Below are 20,622 nucleotides of genomic sequence, written 5' to 3'. Positions count from 1 at the left end.
GAAGCATTTTGCGTTATGAAGTTGTTTTACCGGCAGCAGGAAGTGGAAAGCGCATGGGTGCCGGGCAAAATAAATTATTTTTAAACTTAGCGGATAAACCAATTTTAGTTCATACACTTCTCGTTTTTGAACAAGATGAAAACTGTACGGGAATTTGGCTCGCCGTAAAAGATGAGGAACGTCCATTTATCCAGTCGCTTATCGTAAAGTATAATATTGCAAAAGTAAAAGGTATGCCTACAGGTGGTGAAGAACGCCAACACTCAGTGCATTCATGCATTAAAGAAATGAATGCAGTGGATGTTGTCCTTGTTCATGATGCTGCAAGACCTTTTATTACGATTCCAAAGATTACCGAACTTGCAAAAGTCGCTTATGAAAAAGGTGCTGCTATTGCAGGGGTTCGTGCAAAGGATACAATGAAGGTTGTCCATAACGGTCTAATTAAAGAAACTGTTGACCGTGAATCTTTATGGATGGTTCAAACACCGCAAGCGTTCCGTTACGATTTACTGGCAGAAGCTGAAGACGTAGCTGAAAAGGCAGGTTTTTTAGGAACGGATGAAGCGATGCTTGTTGAACGTTTAGGTCATGATATCCATATCGTAGAATGCAGTTATGAAAATGTAAAAATGACAACGCAGGAAGATCTGATTTTTGGGGAAGCTATTTTAAAACAACGAAAATAGAAGATACCTTGAAAAGAAAATAGGTTTGCGAGGCTTTTTCCGGACAAGTTGATTATACTAATGATAATGAGATTAGCAGAAAGAAGGTGAAGGCTAGTTTACTTTGTAGGCTAGCAACGATATGTTTCGAATTGGACAAGGGTTTGACGTTCACGAATTTGCAGAAGGACGTCCATTAATTTTAGGTGGTATTAAAATTCCGCATGAGCGCGGCTTAGTAGGTCATTCGGATGCCGATGTACTTTTACATACAGTGACAGACGCGGCATTAGGTGCAATTGGTGAAGGGGATATTGGCCGTCACTTCCCGGATACAGACCCGGAGTGGAAAGATGCCGATTCAGCGAAGTTACTTGAATATATTTGGAAGATGGTAGAAGAGCGCGGATATAAATTAGGCAATGTGGATTGTACGATTATGGCACAGCGTCCGAAAATGGCTCCATATATCTCACAAATGCAAAACCGTATCGCACAATTATTGAATGCCGAACCTTCACAAGTAAATGTAAAAGCGACAACAACAGAGAAGTTAGGTTTTGTTGGTCGTGAAGAAGGAATTGCAGCAATGGCAACAATTCTTTTAGTTAAAGTATAAAGTGAAGCTTCAATCAGTGGGGAGCTTCATCTCCACTGAGTAGAAGGAAAACAAGCTAAAACCGTCATATCCTGTGACAACGCTTGTGTGACCAACATCGTGTTGACCCAACTAACCGTTAATGCGAGATAAAAATGAGGGCGTGTGTCAAAAATCGGCACACGCTACTTTAATTTAATAACTTACAGTGGTAGAATGGTTAAAGTTTAAAAGACATCTATTGTGCCGATATTGGACAATATAATGTCCGTTTATATACATATAAAAGTAAACTTTTTTATATGCGAAAAAGGTCGAGCGTTTTAACGCTAAAATTAGGAGGCAATATTTATGACGAAAACAGTTCGCGTTCGTTATGCACCATCGCCAACAGGATTTTTACATATCGGTGGCGCACGTACAGCTTTATTCAACTATTTATATGCAAAACATCACAACGGTACTTTTGTAGTACGTATTGAAGATACAGATATTGAGCGTAATGTAGAGGGTGGAGAAGCTTCTCAACTTGATAACTTACGCTGGTTAGGCATCATGCCGGATGAGTCAATTGATATCGGCGGCCCATATGCACCTTACCGTCAAATGGAGCGTCTTGATATTTATAAAGAGCATGCAGAAAAAATGCTGGAAAACGGACAAGCTTATAAATGTTTCTGTACTTCAGAAGAGCTTGAAGCATCACGCGAAAAACAAAAAGCACAAGGTGTTGCTGCACCTGCATATGATGGGAAATGCCGTCATTTAACAGCTGAGGAAGTTGCTGAAAAAGAAGCTGCTGGTATCCCGCACACAATTCGTATGCGCGTTCCTGAAAATGTTACGTATCAGTTCACTGACTTAGTTCGCGGCGAAGTATCTTTCGAATCAAAAGATATCGGCGACTGGGTGCTTGTAAAAGCAAACGGTATCCCAACTTACAATTATGCGGTAGTGCTGGATGACCACTTCATGGAAATTACACATGTATTCCGTGGGGAAGAGCATTTATCAAACACACCAAAACAAATGATGATCTTTGACGCATTCGGATGGGAATATCCGCAATATGGACATATGACATTAATCGTAAATGAAGAGCGCAAAAAATTATCAAAACGTGATGAGTCAATCATTCAGTTCGTTACACAATACAAGGACCTAGGCTACTTACCGGAAGCGATGTTTAACTTCTTTGCATTGCTTGGCTGGTCACCTGAGGGAGAAGAAGAAATCTTCTCACATGACGAATTTGTAAAGCTGTTTGATGAAAAGCGTTTGTCAAAATCACCATCAATGTTCGATAAAACAAAACTAACATGGATGAACAACCAATATATTAAAAAAATGTCTCATGAAGAGGTAGTTGCTTTAGCATTGCCACACTTGCAAAAAGCGGGCTTACTTCCAGAAGAGCTATCTGAAGAGCAACAAGCATGGGCTTCTGATTTAATCGCTCTTTACCATGAACAAATGAGCTTCGGTGCAGAAATCGTAGAATTATCGAGCCTATTTTTCACAGAAGAAATTGCATATGATGAAGAAGCAAACGAAGTGTTAGCTGGTGAAACTGTGCCGGCTGTTATGGCTTCATTTAAAACTCAATTAGAAGCTTTAGAATCTTTTGATGCCGCTTCAATTAAAGCAGCTATTAAAGCTGTACAAAAAGAAACGGGCGTAAAAGGTAAAAATCTGTTTATGCCAATCCGTGTTGTGACAACTGGTCAAACACATGGTCCGGAATTGCCGAATGCCATCGCTTTAATCGGCAAGGAAAAAACAATTGCTCGTGTTGAAAAATTTGCACAGTAATCCATTTTTAAAAATTTGGATCTAACTACCGAATTGTTTGAATGGATATAATGATTGATTTTTCTGAAAATAGATGTAAAATGAATGTAAATTCCATAATTGATAGCACGTTGAGAAGGAGAAGTACGCTGCGCACCCCTTATTAGAGAGGATCACCACCGGCTGAAAGTGATCCAGGTTAAGGCAAAGCTGAAATGCACCTTTGAGTATTTAACTGAACTTGGAGTAGGTTAAATCGATTTGTCCACGTTACAGGACTTCAAGCGGAAAAAGTATTGCTACTTTTTCAACCAGAGTGGAACCGCGCATCTAGCGTCTCTGTCACCTTCCTGAGGTGATAGAGGCGTTTTTTAATTGAAAAGACAAATTAACCCGATAAATTTTTAAAGAGTACAGTGAAAAAGGAGAGGCAATATGACGATTCAAATTTTCAATTCGTTGACAAGACAAAAAGAACCATTTATTCCGTTGGAGGAAGGTAAAGTAAAAATGTATGTATGCGGACCAACTGTATACAATTACATTCATATTGGAAATTCCCGCCCGGTAATCGTCTATGATACAGTACGCCGCTATTTACAATATGCAGGTTATGAAGTGAAATTCGTTTCAAACTTTACTGATGTGGATGACAAAATTATTAAAGCAGCGAATGAGTTAGGCGAAGAAACTTCTGTATTAACAAATCGTTTTATTGCGGCTTACTTTGAAGATATTACAGCACTGGGATGCCAAAAGGCGGATGCCCACCCTCGTGTAACAGAGCATATGGATGATATTATCGCGTTTATTAAAGTGCTGATCGACAAAGGCTATGCATATGAATCCCAAGGCGATGTTTATTACCGTACACGTAGATTTAATGGCTACGGAAAGTTAAGTCACCAATCGATTGATGATTTAAAAGTGGGAGCGCGTATTGAAGCGGGCGAGAAAAAAGAAGATCCGTTGGATTTCGCATTATGGAAAGCTGCAAAAGCAGGCGAAATTAAATGGGCATCACCATGGGGAGAAGGACGTCCTGGATGGCATATTGAGTGTTCTGTAATGGCGCGTGAGCACTTAGGTGATACAATCGATATTCACGCGGGCGGACAGGATTTAACATTCCCTCACCACGAAAATGAAATTGCCCAATCCGAAGCGCATAATGATAAAACATTTGCGCGTTATTGGATGCATAACGGCTATATTAATATTGATAATGAAAAAATGTCGAAATCACTGGGTAACTTTATATTAGTGAATGATATTCGCAAGCAAATCGACCCGCAAGTGTTACGTTTCTTTATGCTGTCAGTTCATTACCGTAACCCGATCAACTTCGCTCAGGATTTAGTGGAAGCGGCGAAAAGTGGTTTAGACCGAATTCGTACATCCTATACGAATGTCGAGCACCGTCTGACATCTTCGGCGAGTTTAGGGGATAACAGCGAGCAGTGGCTTGAAAAAATCAGTCAGATTAAAGTTGATTTCGAAAATGCAATGAATGATGACTTTAACACAGCAAATGCGGTTTCGGCATTATTTGAACTTTCCCATATTGCCAATGTGTATTTAAACGAAGCGAATACAGATAAAGAAGTATTACAGGCAATTTTAACGATGTTTGATACAATTGGAAATGTACTAGGTATTCATATAAAAGTAGAAGCAGGCTTACTCGATGAAGAAATCGAGGCATTAATCGAAGAACGTAACCAAGCCCGTAAAAATCGTGATTTCGCTCGTTCAGATGAAATCCGCGACCAGCTGCTGGGCATGGATATTGTTCTTGAGGATACTCGTCAAGGTACACGCTGGAAACGAGGACAGTAAATGCAAAACTTAACACCACATGATGTCATACAGTTAAATGCACTGGCGCTCGCTTATATGGGCGACGCCGTGCTTGAACAAAGAATTCGGGAACATTTAATATTGTCGGGCCGTGCAAAGCCTAACACATTGCATAAAGAAGCAACGAAATATGTTTCGGCTAAATCCCAGTCCAATATTGTGCATCGCATGATTGAAGAGAATTATTTAACAGAAGAAGAGCAAGCTGTTTTCCGTAGAGGACGCAATGCCAAATCAGGATCTGTTCCGAAAAATACAGATGTCCGCACATATCGTAATAGCTCTGGATTTGAAGCAGTTTTAGGCTTCCTATTCCTTAGCAAAGAACATCATCGCGCAAATGAAATAATCGATTACGCAATCGAAATTGTCGAACAGGCAAAAGGAGTGTAACTATGGCAGAGAAGAGACAGCAAAATCGTAAACCAAGAGATTTTAAAGGACGCGATAAAAAAGCGGATACTTTTAAAACTCATGAGAAAAAGCAACAAGAAAAACCGCAATCTGCCCAGGAAGAATTATCAGGAGAAATGATTGCAGGGAAAAACCCGGTACTTGAGGCACTTCGAGCAGGTAGAGAAATCAATAAGTTATGGATTGCTGAAGGCGTTAAGAAAACAGGTGTACAGGAGTTAATGGACTTGGCTAAAGAGCAAGGTGTCCTCGTTCAGTTTGTACCAAAGCAAAAAGTCGACAAGCTTGCAGAAAATCATCAGGGAATTGTGGCATCAGTCGCGGCATATGACTATGCAGAATTGGATGATCTATTTAACGTAGCGAAGGCAAAAAACGAAGACCCGTTCTTTTTAATATTGGACGAGTTGGAAGACCCGCATAACTTAGGATCAATTATGCGTACAGCAGATGCGATTGGTGCGCATGGTATCATTATTCCAAAGCGTCGCGCAGTCGGTTTAACAGCAGTTGTTGCTAAAGCTTCAACAGGTGCTATCGAGCATGTACCTGTTGTGCGTGTAACCAATTTAGCCCAAACGGTGGATGAGCTAAAAGACCGCGGTGTATGGATTGCCGGAACAGACGCAAAAGGTTCTGCAGATTATCGTAAAATGGATGCAACATTACCGCTTGCATTAATTATTGGTAGTGAAGGTAAGGGAATGAGCCGTCTTTTAAAGGATAAATGTGACTTCTTATATCACTTGCCAATGGTTGGTCATGTAACATCACTGAATGCTTCCGTAGCAGCGGCATTACTTATGTATGAAGTGTACCGCAAACGACAAGAAGCTAACGGATGAGGTCATGCAGAACATATTGCTAGTAGACGGCTATAACATGATCGGTGCATGGAGTGAGCTTCGTCCGTTACGCGAACCTCACTTTGAAGATGCACGTGATCGGTTAATTGAACGAATGGCGGAGTATAAAGCGCATACAGGATGGCGAGTTATCGTTGTATTTGATGCCCATCTTGTACCAGGCACTGAGCAACTGTATATTCAGCATGCTGTGGAAGTGCTTTATACACGTAAAAACGAAACAGCGGACGAGCGCATTGAGAAATTATCGAACGAACTAAAAGGACGAAAAATCCAAATACACGTCGCAACATCCGATATGACGGAACAAAACGTTGTATTTGGTCATGGTGCTTTAAGAAAATCGGCACGTGAGCTTGAAATTGAAATGCAAATTATTCAGTCTAAAATTTCATCCAAAGTAAAAGAATCGACCGACGAAAAACCGGCCTCAAGAATTAAGCTATCAAAAGAAGTGGAACTACAGTTTGAAAAATGGAGAAGAGGGCTCAAGTAATAGATTGCCCGCAATTTCCAATTAAGTTATACTATTCCTAATTATTCTAGCGTAACTGAGGTGATTTTCATTGCTTAAAAGTGAGAAGTTACAAATGGTACTACGTTTTGAACATTTGACAGATGAAGAGCTTGTAGAACAAGTGCATCTTGGCAATACAGATGCGCTAGATTTTTTGATTTCAAAATACCGACTGTTTGTTAAGGCGAAAGCGCGGTCGTATTTTTTAATTGGTGCGGACAAAGAAGATATTATCCAAGAAGGAATGATTGGCTTATATAAAGCGATTCGGGATTTTAAAGAGGACAAGCTGGCGTCATTTCGTGCATTTGCAGAACTCTGCATTACACGGCAAATTATTACGGCAATTAAAACGGCTACTAGACAAAAGCATATTCCGCTAAATTCATATGTTTCTTTAGATAAGCCAATTTACGATGAAGAATCAGAGCGTACGTTGATGGATATTATTACGAGTCCGATTTCGGATGATCCTGAGTATTTGATGATCAATCGTGAAGATTATCTTTATTTGGAAGAGAAGATGGGCGAAGTGTTAAGCGAACTCGAACAGCAAGTATTGGTTCGTTATTTGGAAGGACAATCCTATAATGAAATTTCTGAAGAATTGGACCGCCATGTGAAATCCATCGATAATGCATTACAAAGGGTGAAGCGCAAATTAGAGCGTCATCTTGAATTAAAAGAAATGACTTAAACACCACGAGCCTTTATTGACAGTGGGAAATTTAGGTGTTAGTCTTTAAAGGACAAACTGCCGAAAAGGTGATAAACATGGCAAAGAAAGTCGTTTTAAGTTGTGAAAAATGCGGTTCAAGAAACTACAATGTCCCGAAAAAAGAAGGGGCGACCGAGCGTTTAGAACTGAAGAAATTTTGCTCTCATTGCAATGAGCATACAATGCATAAACAAACGTTATAAATGAAAAATAGATTAATTCGTTGTTCGGAGGTTAGGCAAAGATGAGTAAAGTAACAAACTTTCTACAAGAAGTCGGCTCGGAAATGCGCAAAACAAGTTGGCCGAAAAGTAAAGAGTTAACGAAGTATACGGTAGTGGTTGTTTCAACAGTTGTCGTGATGGCGTTATTCTTTACAGCAATAGATTTAGGAATCTCAGAATTATTCCGTTGGTTCTTGTCTCTGTAAGCAATATCATGTTAATATTTCGAAATAGCCCGTCCATGCCATATAACGGGTTTTTTCATTTGTTAAAAAATGCTGACAGCTTAATTTGAAGAAATAGATTATTGAAGTTTTGTGAACAGGGAAATATATACCCTAACACACTTAATGTAAAGGAGGGACGGACGATTTAGTCCTACCTATATGGAGAAAAATTGGTATGTAGTTCATACGTATTCTGGTTATGAAAACCGAGTAAAAGCAAATCTTGAAAAACGCGTGGAAACGATGGGAATGCAAGATAAAATTTTCCGTGTAATCGTAGCTGAGCATGAAGAAATCGATGTAAAAGAAGACGGTAAGAAAAAAGCAGTAATGCGTAAAATCTTCCCTGGTTATGTTTTAGTAGAATTGATTATGACAGATGATGCTTGGTATGTCGTTCGTAATACACCTGGTGTTACAGGATTTATCGGTTCTTCAGGCGGCGGTGTAAAACCGACTCCGTTATTACCGGAAGAAGCGGAACGTCTACTTGCACAAATGGGTATGAATGAAACTTTATTAGGTGAAGTTGAAATTACTGTTGGTGAAGTTGTAGAAGTTCTTGAAGGGCCATTTGCACATTTCCAAGGCCGCGTAGAAGAAGTAGATGTCGACAAAGCAAAATTAAAAGTTCTTGTTGATATGTTCGGTCGCGAAACGGTAATGGAGCTAGACTTTAACCAAGTTCAAAAAATATAGAATTATTTACACTTGATTAAGTAATTTAAAAGTGTTATCATTTCAAAGGTCAGACTGTCCAAGTTTTGGACGTATGATTATAATTAGTTTTAATGTTATCGGCAAGTTAGCTGACGAACAGATATTTGAGTGGGAGGGGCAACCCAGTTACCACATCACGGACTTAAGGAGGTGTGTCTCGTGGCTAAAAAAGTTATTAAAGTTGTAAAACTTCAAATCCCTGCTGGTAAAGCAAACCCAGCGCCACCGGTTGGTCCTGCATTAGGTCAAGCAGGTGTAAACATTATGGGATTCTGTAAAGAATTTAACGCTCGTACTGCTGATCAAGCTGGTCTTATCATTCCAGTTGAAATTTCAGTATTTGAAGACCGTTCATTCACTTTTATTACGAAAACTCCGCCAGCTGCAGTATTACTTAAAGTAGCTGCTGGTATCCAATCTGGATCTGGTGAACCAAACCGTAAAAAAGTCGCAACGGTTAAACGTGATAAAGTTCGCGAAATCGCTGAACAAAAAATGCCAGACCTTAACGCTGCTTCAGTTGAAGCTGCTATGTTAATGGTTGAAGGTACTGCGCGAAGCATGGGTATTACGATCGAAGACTAATCCCATCTTCAACACTTGATGATGTTTTTGTTTTTGGAAGGTTGCTGCACTCGGATACTTGTTTGATGAGTGCGCAACCTTTATTCGTGGGAGGTCAAATCCGTTACAACCACAATCAAGGAGGAAATTATAATGGCTAAAAAAGGTAAAAAACTGCAAGAAGCAGCTAAATTAATCGACCGCGCAACTTTATACTCTGTTGAAGAAGCAGTAGCGTTAGCGCAAAAAACAAGCACTGTAAACTTTGATGCAACTGTAGAAGTAGCATTCAAATTAGGTATCGATACTCGTAAAAACGACCAACAAATCCGTGGTGCGGTAGTATTACCACACGGTACTGGTAAAACTCAACGCGTATTAGTTTTCGCTAAAGGCGAAAAACTTAAAGAAGCAGAAGCTGCTGGCGCAGACTATGTAGGCGATGCAGAATACATCCAAAAAATCCAACAAGGTTGGTTTGATTTCGATGTAATCGTTGCAACTCCTGACATGATGGGTGAAGTTGGTAAATTAGGTCGTGTATTAGGTCCTAAAGGTTTAATGCCAAACCCTAAAACAGGTACAGTTACATTTGACGTAACAAAAGCAATCGAAGAAATCAAAGCTGGTAAAGTTGAATACCGTGCTGAAAAAGCTGGTATCATCCACGCACCAATCGGTAAAGTTTCTTTCGATACAGAAAAATTAGTAGAAAACTTCTTAGCTGTATTTGAAGTAGTTCAAAAAGCTAAGCCAGCTGCAGCAAAAGGTACTTACATGAAGTCTGTAAACGTTACAACTACAATGGGTCCTGCTGTAAAAGTTGACGCTGCTAACGTAACAGTTAAATAATTTCCGGTTTTTTAAAACCGTATTATAAAATTTGTTGACAACGCGCTTCTTACTTGGTAAGATGAATGCTGTTGTGAATCATCCATTTGTACCGTAGACAGTAGGGGTGCCATATGCACTTAATGATCCTACCGAGGACATAGGAGTTCGGATTCTTTTAAAGATGATGTACTTTCAGCCTCTATGTCTATTATTGATATAGAGGCTTTTCTTTGTCGGTATAAATGACTCATTCTAATAGGAGGTGTCATCATGAGCAAAGCAATCGAAACTAAAAAAGTTCAAGTTCAAGAAATCGCTGATAAATTCTCTGCTGCTGGTTCTGTAGTAGTAGTAGATTACCGTGGTTTAACTGTAGCGCAAGTAACTGAATTACGTAAGCAATTACGTGAAGCAGGTGTTGAGTTCAAAGTTTACAAAAACACTTTATCTCGCCGTGCTGCTGAAGCTGCTGGTTTAGAAGGAATCAATGAATTTTTAACTGGTCCTAACGCTATCGCATTCTCTAACGAGGACGTAGTAGCTCCTGCTAAAATTATTAACGAGTTCGCTAAGAAAAACGAAGCGTTAGAAATTAAAGCTGGTATCATCGAAGGTACATTGGCATCAGTTGAAGACGTTAAAGCTCTTGCAGAACTTCCATCTCGCGAAGGTCTATTATCAATGCTTTTATCTGTACTTCAAGCTCCAGTGCGCAACTTCGCACTTGCAACAAAAGCTGTTGCAGAACAAAAAGAAGAGCAAGGCGCTTAATAGTAGCCTCATAACTTCAAAAATCAGGCAAACTGCCTAAAACTAATAAACATTCCATAGGAGGAAATTAAAATGAACAATGAGCAAATCTTAGAAGCTATCAAAGCTATGACAGTTCTAGAATTAAACGATTTAGTAAAAGCAATCGAAGAAGAATTCGGTGTAACAGCTGCTGCTCCAGTAGCAGTAGTTGCTGGTGGTGCTGCAGGCGCTGCTGAAGAAAAAACTGAGTTTGACGTAGTATTAGCTTCTGCTGGTGGAGAAAAAATCAAAGTAATCAAAGTGGTTCGTGAAATCACTGGTTTAGGCTTAAAAGAAGCTAAAGAAGTTGTAGATAACGCTCCTAAAGCTCTTAAAGAAGGCGTTTCTAAAGACGAAGCTGAAGCTATCAAAGCTAAACTTGAAGAAGTTGGCGCTTCAGTAGAAGTTAAATAATTTTAGTTTAACTTTAATTGCTAGGCTATGAGCTTAGTTTAATAAGGAAAGCTCGTCACATTTTTGCGGCGGGCTTTTCTTTATTTAACTTTTGTGGATATGAAAATATTGATTTTTTATAGTAATCCACATGAAAAGACATCATTTTGCACAAATTAGCGCAAAATGTATTTTTTCTAAGGAGGCGTGTTGCATGTCTGAACATTATTATTCAAATAAGCCTCAAACTGAAAGTAAACCACGCCAATGGAAATTCACTTTATTAGGCAATACATTTACGTTTGAAACGGATACGGGTGTATTCAGTAAAAGCGAAGTAGATTTTGGTTCCCGTGTACTAATCGATGTGTTTGAAATGCCTAAAATTGATGGTGTTTTGCTTGATGTAGGTTGTGGCTATGGACCGATCGGACTATCGATTGCAAAAAACAACCCTGATCGTGAAGTATACATGATGGATATTAATTCGCGAGCAGTTAGTTTGTCTCAAAAAAATGCCCAGCTTAACGGGGTTCAAAATGTACGTATTTTTGAAAGCGATGGATTAGCCGCTGTAGAACCTGGAACGAAAGTAGCCGCAGTATTAACAAATCCTCCAATTCGCGCTGGTAAAGAAACAATCTTCAAGTTTTATGACGGTGCATATGAATTGTTAGAGGAAAATGGTGAACTGTGGATTGTCATTCAGAAGAAGCAAGGTGCTCCATCAACTATGAGTCATTTAGAAGGAATGTTTTCAGAAGTGGATGTCGTTGAGAAGAAAAAAGGATATTGGATTATTCGTGCAAAAAAATAAGTAAGATTAGTTTCCAATATTGACTTGACAAATCGAGTATGATAACATAATAAAATGCAAAATTATTATTTTGAGGTAGTATGCCCTTTTGCATTAAATATTCAAAGTTACGGGTATACTGCTAAGAATAAGTTAAGTTTAACCGAAAATGAGGTTTAAAAAAAGTCTCGTTTTCTTTTTGTCTTTCGAAATCATACACCATTTGTATGTTTTTGCAAAGACCTATTATCGCTTTATTGAGGGGTGAATGAGTTGACAGGTCAACTAGTTCAGTACGGACAACACCGCCAGCGTAGAAGCTTTGCGCGTATTAGTGAGGTGCTGGAACTTCCGAATCTAATCGAAATCCAAACAGCATCTTATGAGTGGTTCCTTGAAGAAGGGTTGCGCGAGATGTTCCACGACATTTCTCCAATCGAAGATTTTACAGGTAATCTTTCATTAGAATTCGTCGACTATACTTTAGGAGATCCTAAGTATGATGTGGATGAGTGTAAAGAGCGTGACGTTACTTATGCTGCACCATTACGTGTAAAAGTACGTTTGCACAACAAAGAAACAAACGAAGTGAAAGAGCAAGACGTCTTTATGGGTGATTTCCCATTAATGACAGAAACAGGTACGTTTATTATTAACGGTGCTGAGCGTGTTATCGTTTCACAGTTAGTTCGTTCTCCAAGTGTATACTTCCACGAAAAAACGGATAAAAACGGTAAAAAAGGCTTTGGCGCAACGGTTATTCCAAACCGTGGTGCATGGCTTGAATATGAAACAGATGCTAAAGACGTTGTATATGTACGTATCGATCGTACACGTAAATTACCGGTAACAGTACTTTTACGTGCATTAGGTTTTGGCTCGGATCAAGAAATTTTAGATATCATTGGCGACAATGAATATTTACGTAATACGTTAGAAAAAGATAATACAGAAGGTACTGAAAAGGCCCTACTTGAAATCTATGAACGTTTACGTCCAGGTGAACCACCAACAGTTGAATCTGCGAAGAACTTATTATATTCTCGCTTCTTTGACGCAAAACGCTATGATTTAGCGAATGTTGGTCGTTACAAAATGAACAAAAAGCTTCACATCAAAAATCGTTTATTCAACCAAACGATTGCAGAAACTTTAGTGGACCCTGACACAGGAGAAATTATTGTGGAAGCAGGTACATTATTAGACCGCCGTAATTTAGATAAGTTAATTCCTTATTTAGAAAGTGGTGTCGGATTCCGTACATTAAACCAGGTTGGTGGTGTATTGGAAGATGATATTACAATTCAGTCGGTTAAAATCTTTGCACCAAATGATGAAGCACAAAAAGAAATTAATGTTATTTCAAACGCCTATATAGATGAAGAAGTGAAAAATATTACTCCAGCCGATGTATTGGCTTCTGTATCATACTTCTTCAACTTATTATATGACGTTGGTAACACAGATGATATTGACCATTTAGGTAACCGTCGTTTACGTTCTGTTGGTGAATTACTGCAAAACCAATTCCGTATCGGTTTATCTCGTATGGAGCGTGTAGTGCGTGAGCGTATGTCAATTAATGACACAGCAGCAATCGTACCACAACAATTAATCAATATCCGTCCTGTTATCGCTTCAATTAAAGAGTTCTTCGGTAGCTCTCAATTGTCTCAATTCATGGACCAAACAAACCCATTAGCAGAGTTAACGCATAAGCGTCGTCTATCTGCATTAGGGCCTGGTGGTTTAACACGTGAGCGTGCTGGTATGGAAGTACGTGACGTTCACTACTCTCACTATGGTCGTATGTGTCCGATCGAGACTCCTGAGGGACCGAACATCGGTCTTATCAACTCATTATCTTCATTCGCAAAAGTTAACAAGTTTGGCTTCATCGAAACTCCTTACCGCCGTGTTGATCCAGAAACAGGTGCTGTAACGAGCGAGATCCATTACTTAACTGCTGACGAAGAGGATAACTATGTAGTTGCACAAGCGAACTCAATCTTAAATGAAGACGGTACTTTTGCGAATGAAGAAGTTGTTGGACGTTTCCGTGGTGACAACACTGTATTCTCTAAAGACCGCATTGACTACATGGATGTATCTCCTAAACAAGTAGTATCTGCTGCGACAGCTTGTATTCCGTTCTTAGAAAACGACGACTCAAACCGTGCGTTAATGGGAGCGAACATGCAACGTCAAGCTGTTCCATTACTATATCCAAACGCACCATTCGTTGGTACGGGTATGGAGCATGTAGATGCACGTGATTCTGGGGCTGCTGTAGTAGCAAAATACGATGGTATCGTTGAACATGTAGAGGCACGTTCAATTCATGTACGTCGTATTGAAGTAGTAGATGGTAAAGAAGTAAAAGGCGATTTAACAAAATATAAATTACAAAAATTCATTCGTTCTAACCAAGGTACTTCTTATAACCAACGTCCAATCGTAAAAGTTGGCGACCGTGTAAAACCTCGTGATATTTTAGCTGATGGTCCATCTATGGAAAAAGGCGAATTAGCACTTGGTCAAAACGTACTTGTTGCGTTCATGACATGGGACGGCTTCAACTACGAGGATGCTGTAATTATGAGCGAACGTCTTGTTAAAGACGATGTATATACTTCTGTTCATATTGAAGAATATGAATCAGAGTCTCGTGATACTAAGCTTGGACCTGAAGAGATCACACGTGATATTCCAAACGTGGGTGAAGATGCACTTCGTAACTTGGACGACCGCGGAATTATCCGTATCGGTGCAGAAGTTCGCGATGGTGACATTCTAGTAGGTAAAGTTACGCCTAAAGGAGTTACAGAGTTAACTGCGGAAGAGCGTTTATTACATGCTATCTTCGGTGAAAAAGCTCGTGAAGTACGTGATACTTCTCTACGTGTACCACACGGAGCTGGCGGTATCATTTTAGATGTTAAAGTATTCAACCGTGAAGACGGCGATGAATTACCACCAGGTGTAAACCAATTAGTTCGTGCTTATATTGTTCAAAAACGTAAAATCCGCGTTGGTGACAAAATGGCCGGACGTCACGGTAACAAAGGTGTAATTTCACGTATTTTACCGGAAGAGGATATGCCGTTCATGCCGGACGGAACACCAGTAGATATCATGCTTAACCCACTAGGGGTACCTTCTCGTATGAACATCGGACAAGTGCTTGAGCTACACTTAGGTATGGCTTCTCGTTACTTAGGTATTCATATGGCGTCACCAGTATTCGATGGTGCCAACGAAGCCGATGTTTGGGAAACGATGGAAGAAGCTGGTATGAACCGTGACGGTAAAACAATTCTTTATGATGGACGTTCAGGTGAGCCATTCGATAGCCGCGTTTCTGTTGGTATCATGTACATGATCAAACTAGCGCACATGGTTGACGATAAACTTCATGCACGTTCAACTGGACCTTACTCATTAGTAACGCAACAGCCGCTTGGTGGTAAAGCACAATTCGGTGGTCAGCGCTTCGGTGAGATGGAGGTTTGGGCACTTGAAGCATACGGTGCTGCTTACACGTTACAAGAGATTTTAACTGTAAAATCGGATGACGTTGTAGGTCGTGTGAAAACATACGAAGCAATCGTAAAAGGTGAAAGTGTTCCAGAACCAGGTGTTCCAGAATCATTTAAAGTATTAATTAAAGAACTTCAATCATTAGGTATGGATGTGAAGATGCTTACAATCAACGACGAGGAAGTGGAATTACGCGACCTTGACGATGAAGATGAAGTAGCTGCACCAGTCGAAAGATCTAATGATAAAGAAGAAGACCCAGTAGAATCATTTGAATAACTTCAATTGAATCGGGCAGGTATATGCCCTGCCCGGTTTTTCTTATATTTTAAATGCAAGTTTCATTATGGCCTAATATGAAATTTTGTAAGTGTAGAGCTACATTAAAAGTCATTTACGACTTATAACTAAAGGGAGGTAGGCTCCTTGATCGATGTTAATGAATTTGAATATATGAAAATTGGTTTAGCTTCACCTGACAAGATCCGTTCTTGGTCATACGGAGAAGTAAAAAAACCAGAAACAATTAACTACCGTACATTAAAACCAGAAAAAGATGGTCTATTCTGTGAACGTATCTTTGGACCAACAAAAGACTGGGAATGTCACTGTGGTAAATATAAGCGTGTACGTTATAAAGGTGTCGTTTGTGACCGTTGTGGCGTAGAAGTAACGCGTTCTAAAGTTCGCCGTGAACGCCAAGGACATATCGAACTAGCAGCACCTGTATCACATATTTGGTACTTCAAAGGTATTCCAAGCCGTATGGGTCTTATTTTAGATATGTCTCCACGTGCATTGGAAGAGGTAATTTACTTTGCTTCTTATGTAGTAGTCGACCCAGGTCAAACGTCTTTAGGCTATAAAGACTTACTTTCTGAAAAAGAATACCGTGCATACCGTGAAAAGTATGGTAACGAATTCGAAGCAGCAATGGGTGCTGAAGCGATTAAACGTCTTTTAGAGAAAATTGACTTAGAAGATGAAACACAAGTTTTAAAAGAAGAGTTAAAATCTGCACAAGGCCAACGCCGTACACGTGCGATTAAACGTTTAGAAGTAGTAGAATCATTCCGTAACTCAGGCAACAAACCAGAGTGGATGATCTTAGATGTACTACCGGTAATTCCGCCAGAGCTTCGTCCGATGGTGCAATTAGATGGTGGACGTTTTGCTACATCTGACTTAAATGACCTTTACCGTCGTGTTATTAACCGTAACAACCGTTTAAAACGTTTACTTGACCTTGGTGCACCAAGCATTATCGTACAAAACGAAAAACGTATGTTACAAGAAGCGGTTGACGCATTAATCGATAATGGTCGCCGCGGTCGTCCTGTAACAGGTCCTGGTAACCGTCCTTTAAAATCACTTTCACATATGCTGAAAGGGAAACAAGGTCGTTTCCGTCAAAACTTACTTGGTAAACGTGTAGACTACTCTGGTCGTTCGGTTATCGTAGTAGGTCCTAACTTAAAAATGTACCAATGTGGTCTTCCAAAAGAAATGGCAATCGAACTATTTAAACCTTTCGTAATGAAAGAGTTAGTAGAACGTGGCCTTGCCCATAACATTAAGAGTGCAAAACGTAAAATTGAGCGTTTACACAACGAAGTTTGGGATGTATTAGAAGATGTAATTCGTGAGCATCCGGTATTACTTAACCGTGCACCGACATTACACCGACTTGGTATCCAAGCATTCGAGCCTACACTAGTAGAAGGTCGTGCAATTCGTCTTCACCCATTAGTATGTACAGCTTATAACGCTGACTTCGATGGTGACCAAATGGCGGTTCACGTTCCATTATCAGCTGAAGCACAAGCAGAAGCTCGCTTACTTATGTTAGCAGCGCAAAACATCCTTAACCCGAAAGACGGGAAACCGGTAGTAACTCCATCTCAGGATATGGTATTAGGTAACTATTACTTAACACTTGAGCGTGAAGGTGCTCGTGGTGAAGGAGCAATATTTAATGATTCAAACGAAGTGTTAATCGCCTACCAAAACGGTCATGTACATTTACACTCTCGTATTGCGATTAAAGCAAGCTCATTAAATAACCCGACATTTACAGAAGAACAAAATAAAATGTTCTTATTATCGACTGTAGGTAAAGTAATCTTCAATGAAATTTTACCACGCTCATTCCCTTATATTAATGAGCCTACTGCAGTCAACTTAGAGCAAAAAACACCTGAAAAATACTTCGTAAACTTAACAATTGACGAAGAGTTACTGAAAGAAATCGAAGCAACAGAAGGCTATGCTGATTTATCTGAATCAGAAAAAGTTGAAGCACAACGCCGCGCTATTTTAGCGAAGCACTTCACAAATATGCCTGTAGTAGATCCTTTCCGTAAAAAATTCTTAGGAAATGTTATTGCTGAAGTATTCAAAGAGTTCCACATTACAGAAACTTCTAAGATGCTTGACCGCATGAAAAACTTAGGTTTCAAATATTCTACTCGCGCAGGTATTACAGTAGGTGTATCTGACATCGTCGTATTACCGGATAAAGGTGTAATCTTAGATGAAGCTCAAAGCAAAGTAGATAAAGTAATGATCCAGTTCCGCCGCGGTTTAATTACTGAGGAGGAGCGTTATAACCGAGTTATCAACGTATGGACAGCTGCGAAAGATGAAATTCAAGGCAAGCTGATGAAATCTTTACAAAAAACTAACCCGATCTTCATGATGTCTGACTCTGGTGCCCGTGGTAACGCATCGAACTTTACACAGTTAGCTGGTATGCGTGGTCTGATGGCCAACCCGGCTGGTCGTATTATCGAGTTACCAATCAAGTCTTCATTCCGTGAAGGTTTAACAGTATTAGAGTACTTCATCTCTACACACGGTGCGCGTAAAGGTCTTGCCGATACAGCACTAAAAACTGCCGACTCAGGTTACTTAACTCGTCGTTTAGTAGACGTAGCACAAGATGTTATCGTTCGTGAAGACGACTGTGGTACTGACCGCGGTTTATTAATCGGTTCATTAATGGAAGGAAACGAATTGATCGAAGCGTTAGACGAACGTATTGTTGGTCGTTATGTGAAGAAAACAGTTCGCCATCCAGAAACAGGAGCGGTTATCGTAGAGCGTGATGGTTTAATTACACAAGATATTGCTCGTGTTATCAATGATGCAAATATCGAAGAAATTACAATCCGTTCTGCATTTACATGTAATACAAAACACGGCGTATGTAAAAAATGTTACGGTATGAACTTAGCTACTGGTGAAGAGGTAGAAGTTGGTGAAGCAGTTGGTATTATTGCTGCACAATCTATCGGTGAGCCAGGTACACAGTTAACGATGCGTACATTCCATACAGGTGGGGTAGCCGGTAACGATATTACACAAGGTCTTCCACGTATCCAGGAAATTTTCGAGGCTCGTAACCCTAAAGGTCAAGCAGTCATTTCAGAAATTACTGGTACAGTAATCGAAATCGAAGAAATTCGTGAAGGTCTTAAAGAAGTAACGATCCAAGGTGATGTGGAAACACGTAAATACCAAGCACCTTACAATGCGCGTCTAAAAGTAGCAGAAGGCGACACAATTGTAGCGGGTCAAACATTGTCTGAAGGTTCTATCGATCCGAAGCAATTATTAAAAGTTAAAGATGTATCGACAGTTCAAGAATATTTATTAAAAGAAGTACAAAAAGTATACCGTATGCAAGGGGTAGAAATCGGAGACAAACACATCGAAGTAATGGTTCGCCAAATGCTTCGTAAAGTGCGCGTGATTGAAGCTGGTGACACAGAGTTATTACCAGGGTCACTTCTTGATATCCACCAATTCTCTGAAGCAAATGCTGAAGCCGTACTTAGCGGAAAAACTCCAGCAACTTGCCGTCCTGTCATCTTAGGTATTACAAAAGCTTCTCTTGAAACAGAATCATTCTTATCAGCTGCATCATTCCAGGAAACAACACGTGTGTTAACGGATGCTGCAATTAAAGGTAAACGTGATGAGCTTCTAGGTCTGAAGGAAAACGTAATTATCGGTAAACTAGTTCCGGCTGGTACTGGTATGCAACGTTACCGTCAAATCCGTATGGAGCAAGAAGAATCAGCAGAAGTAATTACAGCTGAATAGCAGTATATAAATGAAGAGATCCCGACAGAGACCATACTTTGTCGGGAGATTTTCTTGGAAATATCCTTGGATTAAATATTAACCAACATACTTTCATAAGAAATCTGTTGACAGTGTAAGTTTGGAATGATAATATATTGAAGGTTGATAGTTAACTGTCTGTACTTAGGAGGATATGAAAATGTCTTACGATCAAGTAAAGCAGGCCAGTAAAACAATCATAGGTATAAAGCAAGCAGTGAAAGCAATGTATGCTGGACAAGTAACAGCTCTTTTTGTCGCAATCGATGCAGACAAATGGGTAACCGATCCGGCCATTCTTCTCGCGAAAGAAATCGGTGTACCAGTCAATTACGTCGATTCAAAGAAAGAACTTGGTAAAGCTTGCGGCATTCATGTTGGAGCTGCAGTTGTTGCGATTACTGCGATGTAGTTTTTGTGTAAAGTACACAAAGACTTTGTTTTTACCCAAAAAATGAACCACCTGGATGTGTGGTATTGAAACAAGGAAAAAATGAAGGGAGGACAAATCGATGCCTACAATTAACCAATTAGTACGTAAGCCTCGTCAATCTAAAAGCACGAAATCAAAATCTCCAGCGTTAAACAAAGGATATAACTCATTTAAAAAATCTTTAACTGACGTTAAGTCTCCTCAAAAACGCGGAGTTTGTACTCGTGTAGGTACAATGACACCACGTAAACCGAACTCGGCTTTACGTAAATACGCTCGTGTACGCTTAACTAACCAACTTGAGGTTACTGCGTATATCCCAGGTGAAGGTCACAACTTACAAGAGCACAGTGTAGTTCTTATCCGTGGCGGACGCGTAAAAGACTTAGCTGGAGTACGTTACCACATCGTTCGTGGTGCACTTGATACAGCTGGTGTTAACGGTCGTTTACAATCTCGTTCTAAATACGGTACTAAACGCCCTAAAGAAAAAAAATAATTTAAGTTTAAATATACAACGATTTGAAAGGAGGAAAACA

Annotated in this window: 20 protein-coding genes and 2 other annotated features; all 20 genes read left to right on the top strand. The window is 39.8% G+C overall.

The window, feature by feature from the left end; all coding sequences use genetic code 11:
• The first annotated feature begins 8 nt into the window (after positions 1-8).
• The 20 genes from ispD to rpsL all read left to right on the top strand — a co-directional run bounded on the left by ispD (position 9) and on the right by rpsL (position 20,582).
• Positions 9-689, top strand: a complete 681-nt coding sequence (gene ispD, locus B5473_RS02555; RefSeq protein ID WP_079523510.1) for a 2-C-methyl-D-erythritol 4-phosphate cytidylyltransferase — start codon at positions 9-11, stop codon at positions 687-689.
• Between the two features lie 121 nt (positions 690-810).
• Positions 811-1,287 carry a 2-C-methyl-D-erythritol 2,4-cyclodiphosphate synthase gene (ispF, locus tag B5473_RS02550; RefSeq protein WP_079523509.1) on the top strand — a complete coding sequence of 159 codons (477 nt, stop codon included), beginning with the start codon at positions 811-813 and terminating at the stop codon, positions 1,285-1,287.
• A 330-nt stretch (positions 1,288-1,617) separates the two neighbouring features.
• Positions 1,618-3,078, top strand: a complete 1,461-nt coding sequence (gene gltX, locus B5473_RS02545; protein WP_079523508.1) for a glutamate--tRNA ligase — start codon at positions 1,618-1,620, stop codon at positions 3,076-3,078.
• A gap of 101 nt (positions 3,079-3,179) precedes the next feature.
• Positions 3,180-3,401 (top strand) — a binding site (T-box leader).
• A 91-nt stretch (positions 3,402-3,492) separates the two neighbouring features.
• The gene (gene cysS, locus B5473_RS02540; RefSeq protein WP_079523507.1) at positions 3,493-4,896 is read left to right on the top strand and encodes a cysteine--tRNA ligase; all 1,404 of its coding nucleotides are present in this window, start codon (positions 3,493-3,495) and stop codon (positions 4,894-4,896) included.
• A complete protein-coding gene (locus tag B5473_RS02535; RefSeq protein WP_014822403.1) occupies positions 4,897-5,310 on the top strand; it encodes a Mini-ribonuclease 3 in 414 nt (137 codons plus the stop codon). It abuts the gene before it with no gap.
• A 2-nt stretch (positions 5,311-5,312) separates the two neighbouring features.
• A complete protein-coding gene (gene rlmB, locus B5473_RS02530; RefSeq protein WP_079523506.1) occupies positions 5,313-6,176 on the top strand; it encodes a 23S rRNA (guanosine(2251)-2'-O)-methyltransferase RlmB in 864 nt (287 codons plus the stop codon).
• Positions 6,177-6,180: 4 nt separating this feature from the next.
• Positions 6,181-6,693: an NYN domain-containing protein gene (locus B5473_RS02525; RefSeq protein WP_008407006.1), complete on the top strand. Its 513-nt coding sequence runs from the start codon at positions 6,181-6,183 to the stop codon at positions 6,691-6,693.
• Between the two features lie 94 nt (positions 6,694-6,787).
• Entirely contained in the window at positions 6,788-7,411 is a 624-nt protein-coding gene (gene sigH / locus B5473_RS02520) for an RNA polymerase sporulation sigma factor SigH (RefSeq protein WP_169797433.1), read from the top strand.
• A gap of 77 nt (positions 7,412-7,488) precedes the next feature.
• Complete coding sequence (rpmG, locus tag B5473_RS02515) at positions 7,489-7,635, top strand: 50S ribosomal protein L33 (protein ID WP_079523505.1); 147 nt, start codon at positions 7,489-7,491, stop codon at positions 7,633-7,635.
• Positions 7,636-7,676: 41 nt separating this feature from the next.
• Positions 7,677-7,862, top strand: coding sequence for a preprotein translocase subunit SecE (gene secE, locus B5473_RS02510; RefSeq protein WP_079523504.1), 186 nt, complete (start codon positions 7,677-7,679; stop codon positions 7,860-7,862).
• A 180-nt stretch (positions 7,863-8,042) separates the two neighbouring features.
• On the top strand, positions 8,043-8,582 hold the full coding sequence (nusG, locus tag B5473_RS02505; RefSeq protein WP_079523503.1) for a transcription termination/antitermination protein NusG: 540 nt from the start codon (positions 8,043-8,045) through the stop codon (positions 8,580-8,582).
• Between the two features lie 180 nt (positions 8,583-8,762).
• Entirely contained in the window at positions 8,763-9,188 is a 426-nt protein-coding gene (rplK, locus tag B5473_RS02500; protein ID WP_008406998.1) for a 50S ribosomal protein L11, read from the top strand.
• A gap of 132 nt (positions 9,189-9,320) precedes the next feature.
• Positions 9,321-10,019 carry a 50S ribosomal protein L1 gene (gene rplA / locus B5473_RS02495; RefSeq protein WP_079523501.1) on the top strand — a complete coding sequence of 233 codons (699 nt, stop codon included), beginning with the start codon at positions 9,321-9,323 and terminating at the stop codon, positions 10,017-10,019.
• A gap of 73 nt (positions 10,020-10,092) precedes the next feature.
• Positions 10,093-10,239: a sequence feature (ribosomal protein L10 leader region), on the top strand.
• Positions 10,240-10,271: 32 nt separating this feature from the next.
• Positions 10,272-10,772, top strand: coding sequence for a 50S ribosomal protein L10 (gene rplJ, locus B5473_RS02490; protein ID WP_079523500.1), 501 nt, complete (start codon positions 10,272-10,274; stop codon positions 10,770-10,772).
• Positions 10,773-10,844: 72 nt separating this feature from the next.
• Entirely contained in the window at positions 10,845-11,207 is a 363-nt protein-coding gene (gene rplL, locus B5473_RS02485; protein WP_079523499.1) for a 50S ribosomal protein L7/L12, read from the top strand.
• Positions 11,208-11,400: 193 nt separating this feature from the next.
• Positions 11,401-12,003 carry a class I SAM-dependent methyltransferase gene (locus B5473_RS02480; protein WP_079523498.1) on the top strand — a complete coding sequence of 201 codons (603 nt, stop codon included), beginning with the start codon at positions 11,401-11,403 and terminating at the stop codon, positions 12,001-12,003.
• Between the two features lie 243 nt (positions 12,004-12,246).
• A complete protein-coding gene (gene rpoB, locus B5473_RS02475) occupies positions 12,247-15,801 on the top strand; it encodes a DNA-directed RNA polymerase subunit beta (protein ID WP_176142002.1) in 3,555 nt (1,184 codons plus the stop codon).
• A gap of 147 nt (positions 15,802-15,948) precedes the next feature.
• The gene (gene rpoC / locus B5473_RS02470) at positions 15,949-19,629 is read left to right on the top strand and encodes a DNA-directed RNA polymerase subunit beta' (RefSeq protein WP_079523496.1); all 3,681 of its coding nucleotides are present in this window, start codon (positions 15,949-15,951) and stop codon (positions 19,627-19,629) included.
• 181 nt (positions 19,630-19,810) lie between these two features.
• Positions 19,811-20,062 (top strand): ribosomal L7Ae/L30e/S12e/Gadd45 family protein, encoded by a 252-nt coding sequence (locus B5473_RS02465; protein WP_008406985.1) that lies wholly within the window; start codon positions 19,811-19,813, stop codon positions 20,060-20,062.
• A gap of 100 nt (positions 20,063-20,162) precedes the next feature.
• The gene (gene rpsL / locus B5473_RS02460) at positions 20,163-20,582 is read left to right on the top strand and encodes a 30S ribosomal protein S12 (RefSeq protein ID WP_008406983.1); all 420 of its coding nucleotides are present in this window, start codon (positions 20,163-20,165) and stop codon (positions 20,580-20,582) included.
• Positions 20,583-20,622 lie beyond the last annotated feature (40 nt).

The organism is Solibacillus isronensis, assembly GCF_900168685.1.
In the GTDB taxonomy this organism is placed as follows: Bacteria; Bacillota; Bacilli; order Bacillales_A; family Planococcaceae; genus Solibacillus; species Solibacillus isronensis_A.
Note: the sequence above shows the minus strand (reverse complement) of the source record. Positions and strands in the feature narration are given on the sequence as shown.

Bases quoted from the DNA above. Each gene is read 5' to 3' on its own strand.
- gltX (WP_079523508.1), top strand. From the start codon at position 1,618: ATGACGAAAACAGTTCGCGTTCGTTATGCACCATCGCCAACAGGATTT.
- rplL (WP_079523499.1), top strand. From the start codon at position 10,845: ATGAACAATGAGCAAATCTTAGAAGCTATCAAAGCTATGACAGTTCTA.
- rplA (WP_079523501.1), top strand. From the start codon at position 9,321: ATGGCTAAAAAAGGTAAAAAACTGCAAGAAGCAGCTAAATTAATCGAC.
- B5473_RS02480 (WP_079523498.1), top strand. From the start codon at position 11,401: ATGTCTGAACATTATTATTCAAATAAGCCTCAAACTGAAAGTAAACCA.
- secE (WP_079523504.1), top strand. From the start codon at position 7,677: ATGAGTAAAGTAACAAACTTTCTACAAGAAGTCGGCTCGGAAATGCGC.
- rpmG (WP_079523505.1), top strand. From the start codon at position 7,489: ATGGCAAAGAAAGTCGTTTTAAGTTGTGAAAAATGCGGTTCAAGAAAC.
- nusG (WP_079523503.1), top strand. From the start codon at position 8,043: ATGGAGAAAAATTGGTATGTAGTTCATACGTATTCTGGTTATGAAAAC.
- B5473_RS02465 (WP_008406985.1), top strand. From the start codon at position 19,811: ATGTCTTACGATCAAGTAAAGCAGGCCAGTAAAACAATCATAGGTATA.
- sigH (WP_169797433.1), top strand. From the start codon at position 6,788: ATGGTACTACGTTTTGAACATTTGACAGATGAAGAGCTTGTAGAACAA.
- rpsL (WP_008406983.1), top strand. From the start codon at position 20,163: ATGCCTACAATTAACCAATTAGTACGTAAGCCTCGTCAATCTAAAAGC.
- rlmB (WP_079523506.1), top strand. From the start codon at position 5,313: ATGGCAGAGAAGAGACAGCAAAATCGTAAACCAAGAGATTTTAAAGGA.
- rplJ (WP_079523500.1), top strand. From the start codon at position 10,272: ATGAGCAAAGCAATCGAAACTAAAAAAGTTCAAGTTCAAGAAATCGCT.
- cysS (WP_079523507.1), top strand. From the start codon at position 3,493: ATGACGATTCAAATTTTCAATTCGTTGACAAGACAAAAAGAACCATTT.
- B5473_RS02535 (WP_014822403.1), top strand. From the start codon at position 4,897: ATGCAAAACTTAACACCACATGATGTCATACAGTTAAATGCACTGGCG.
- B5473_RS02525 (WP_008407006.1), top strand. From the start codon at position 6,181: ATGCAGAACATATTGCTAGTAGACGGCTATAACATGATCGGTGCATGG.
- ispF (WP_079523509.1), top strand. From the start codon at position 811: ATGTTTCGAATTGGACAAGGGTTTGACGTTCACGAATTTGCAGAAGGA.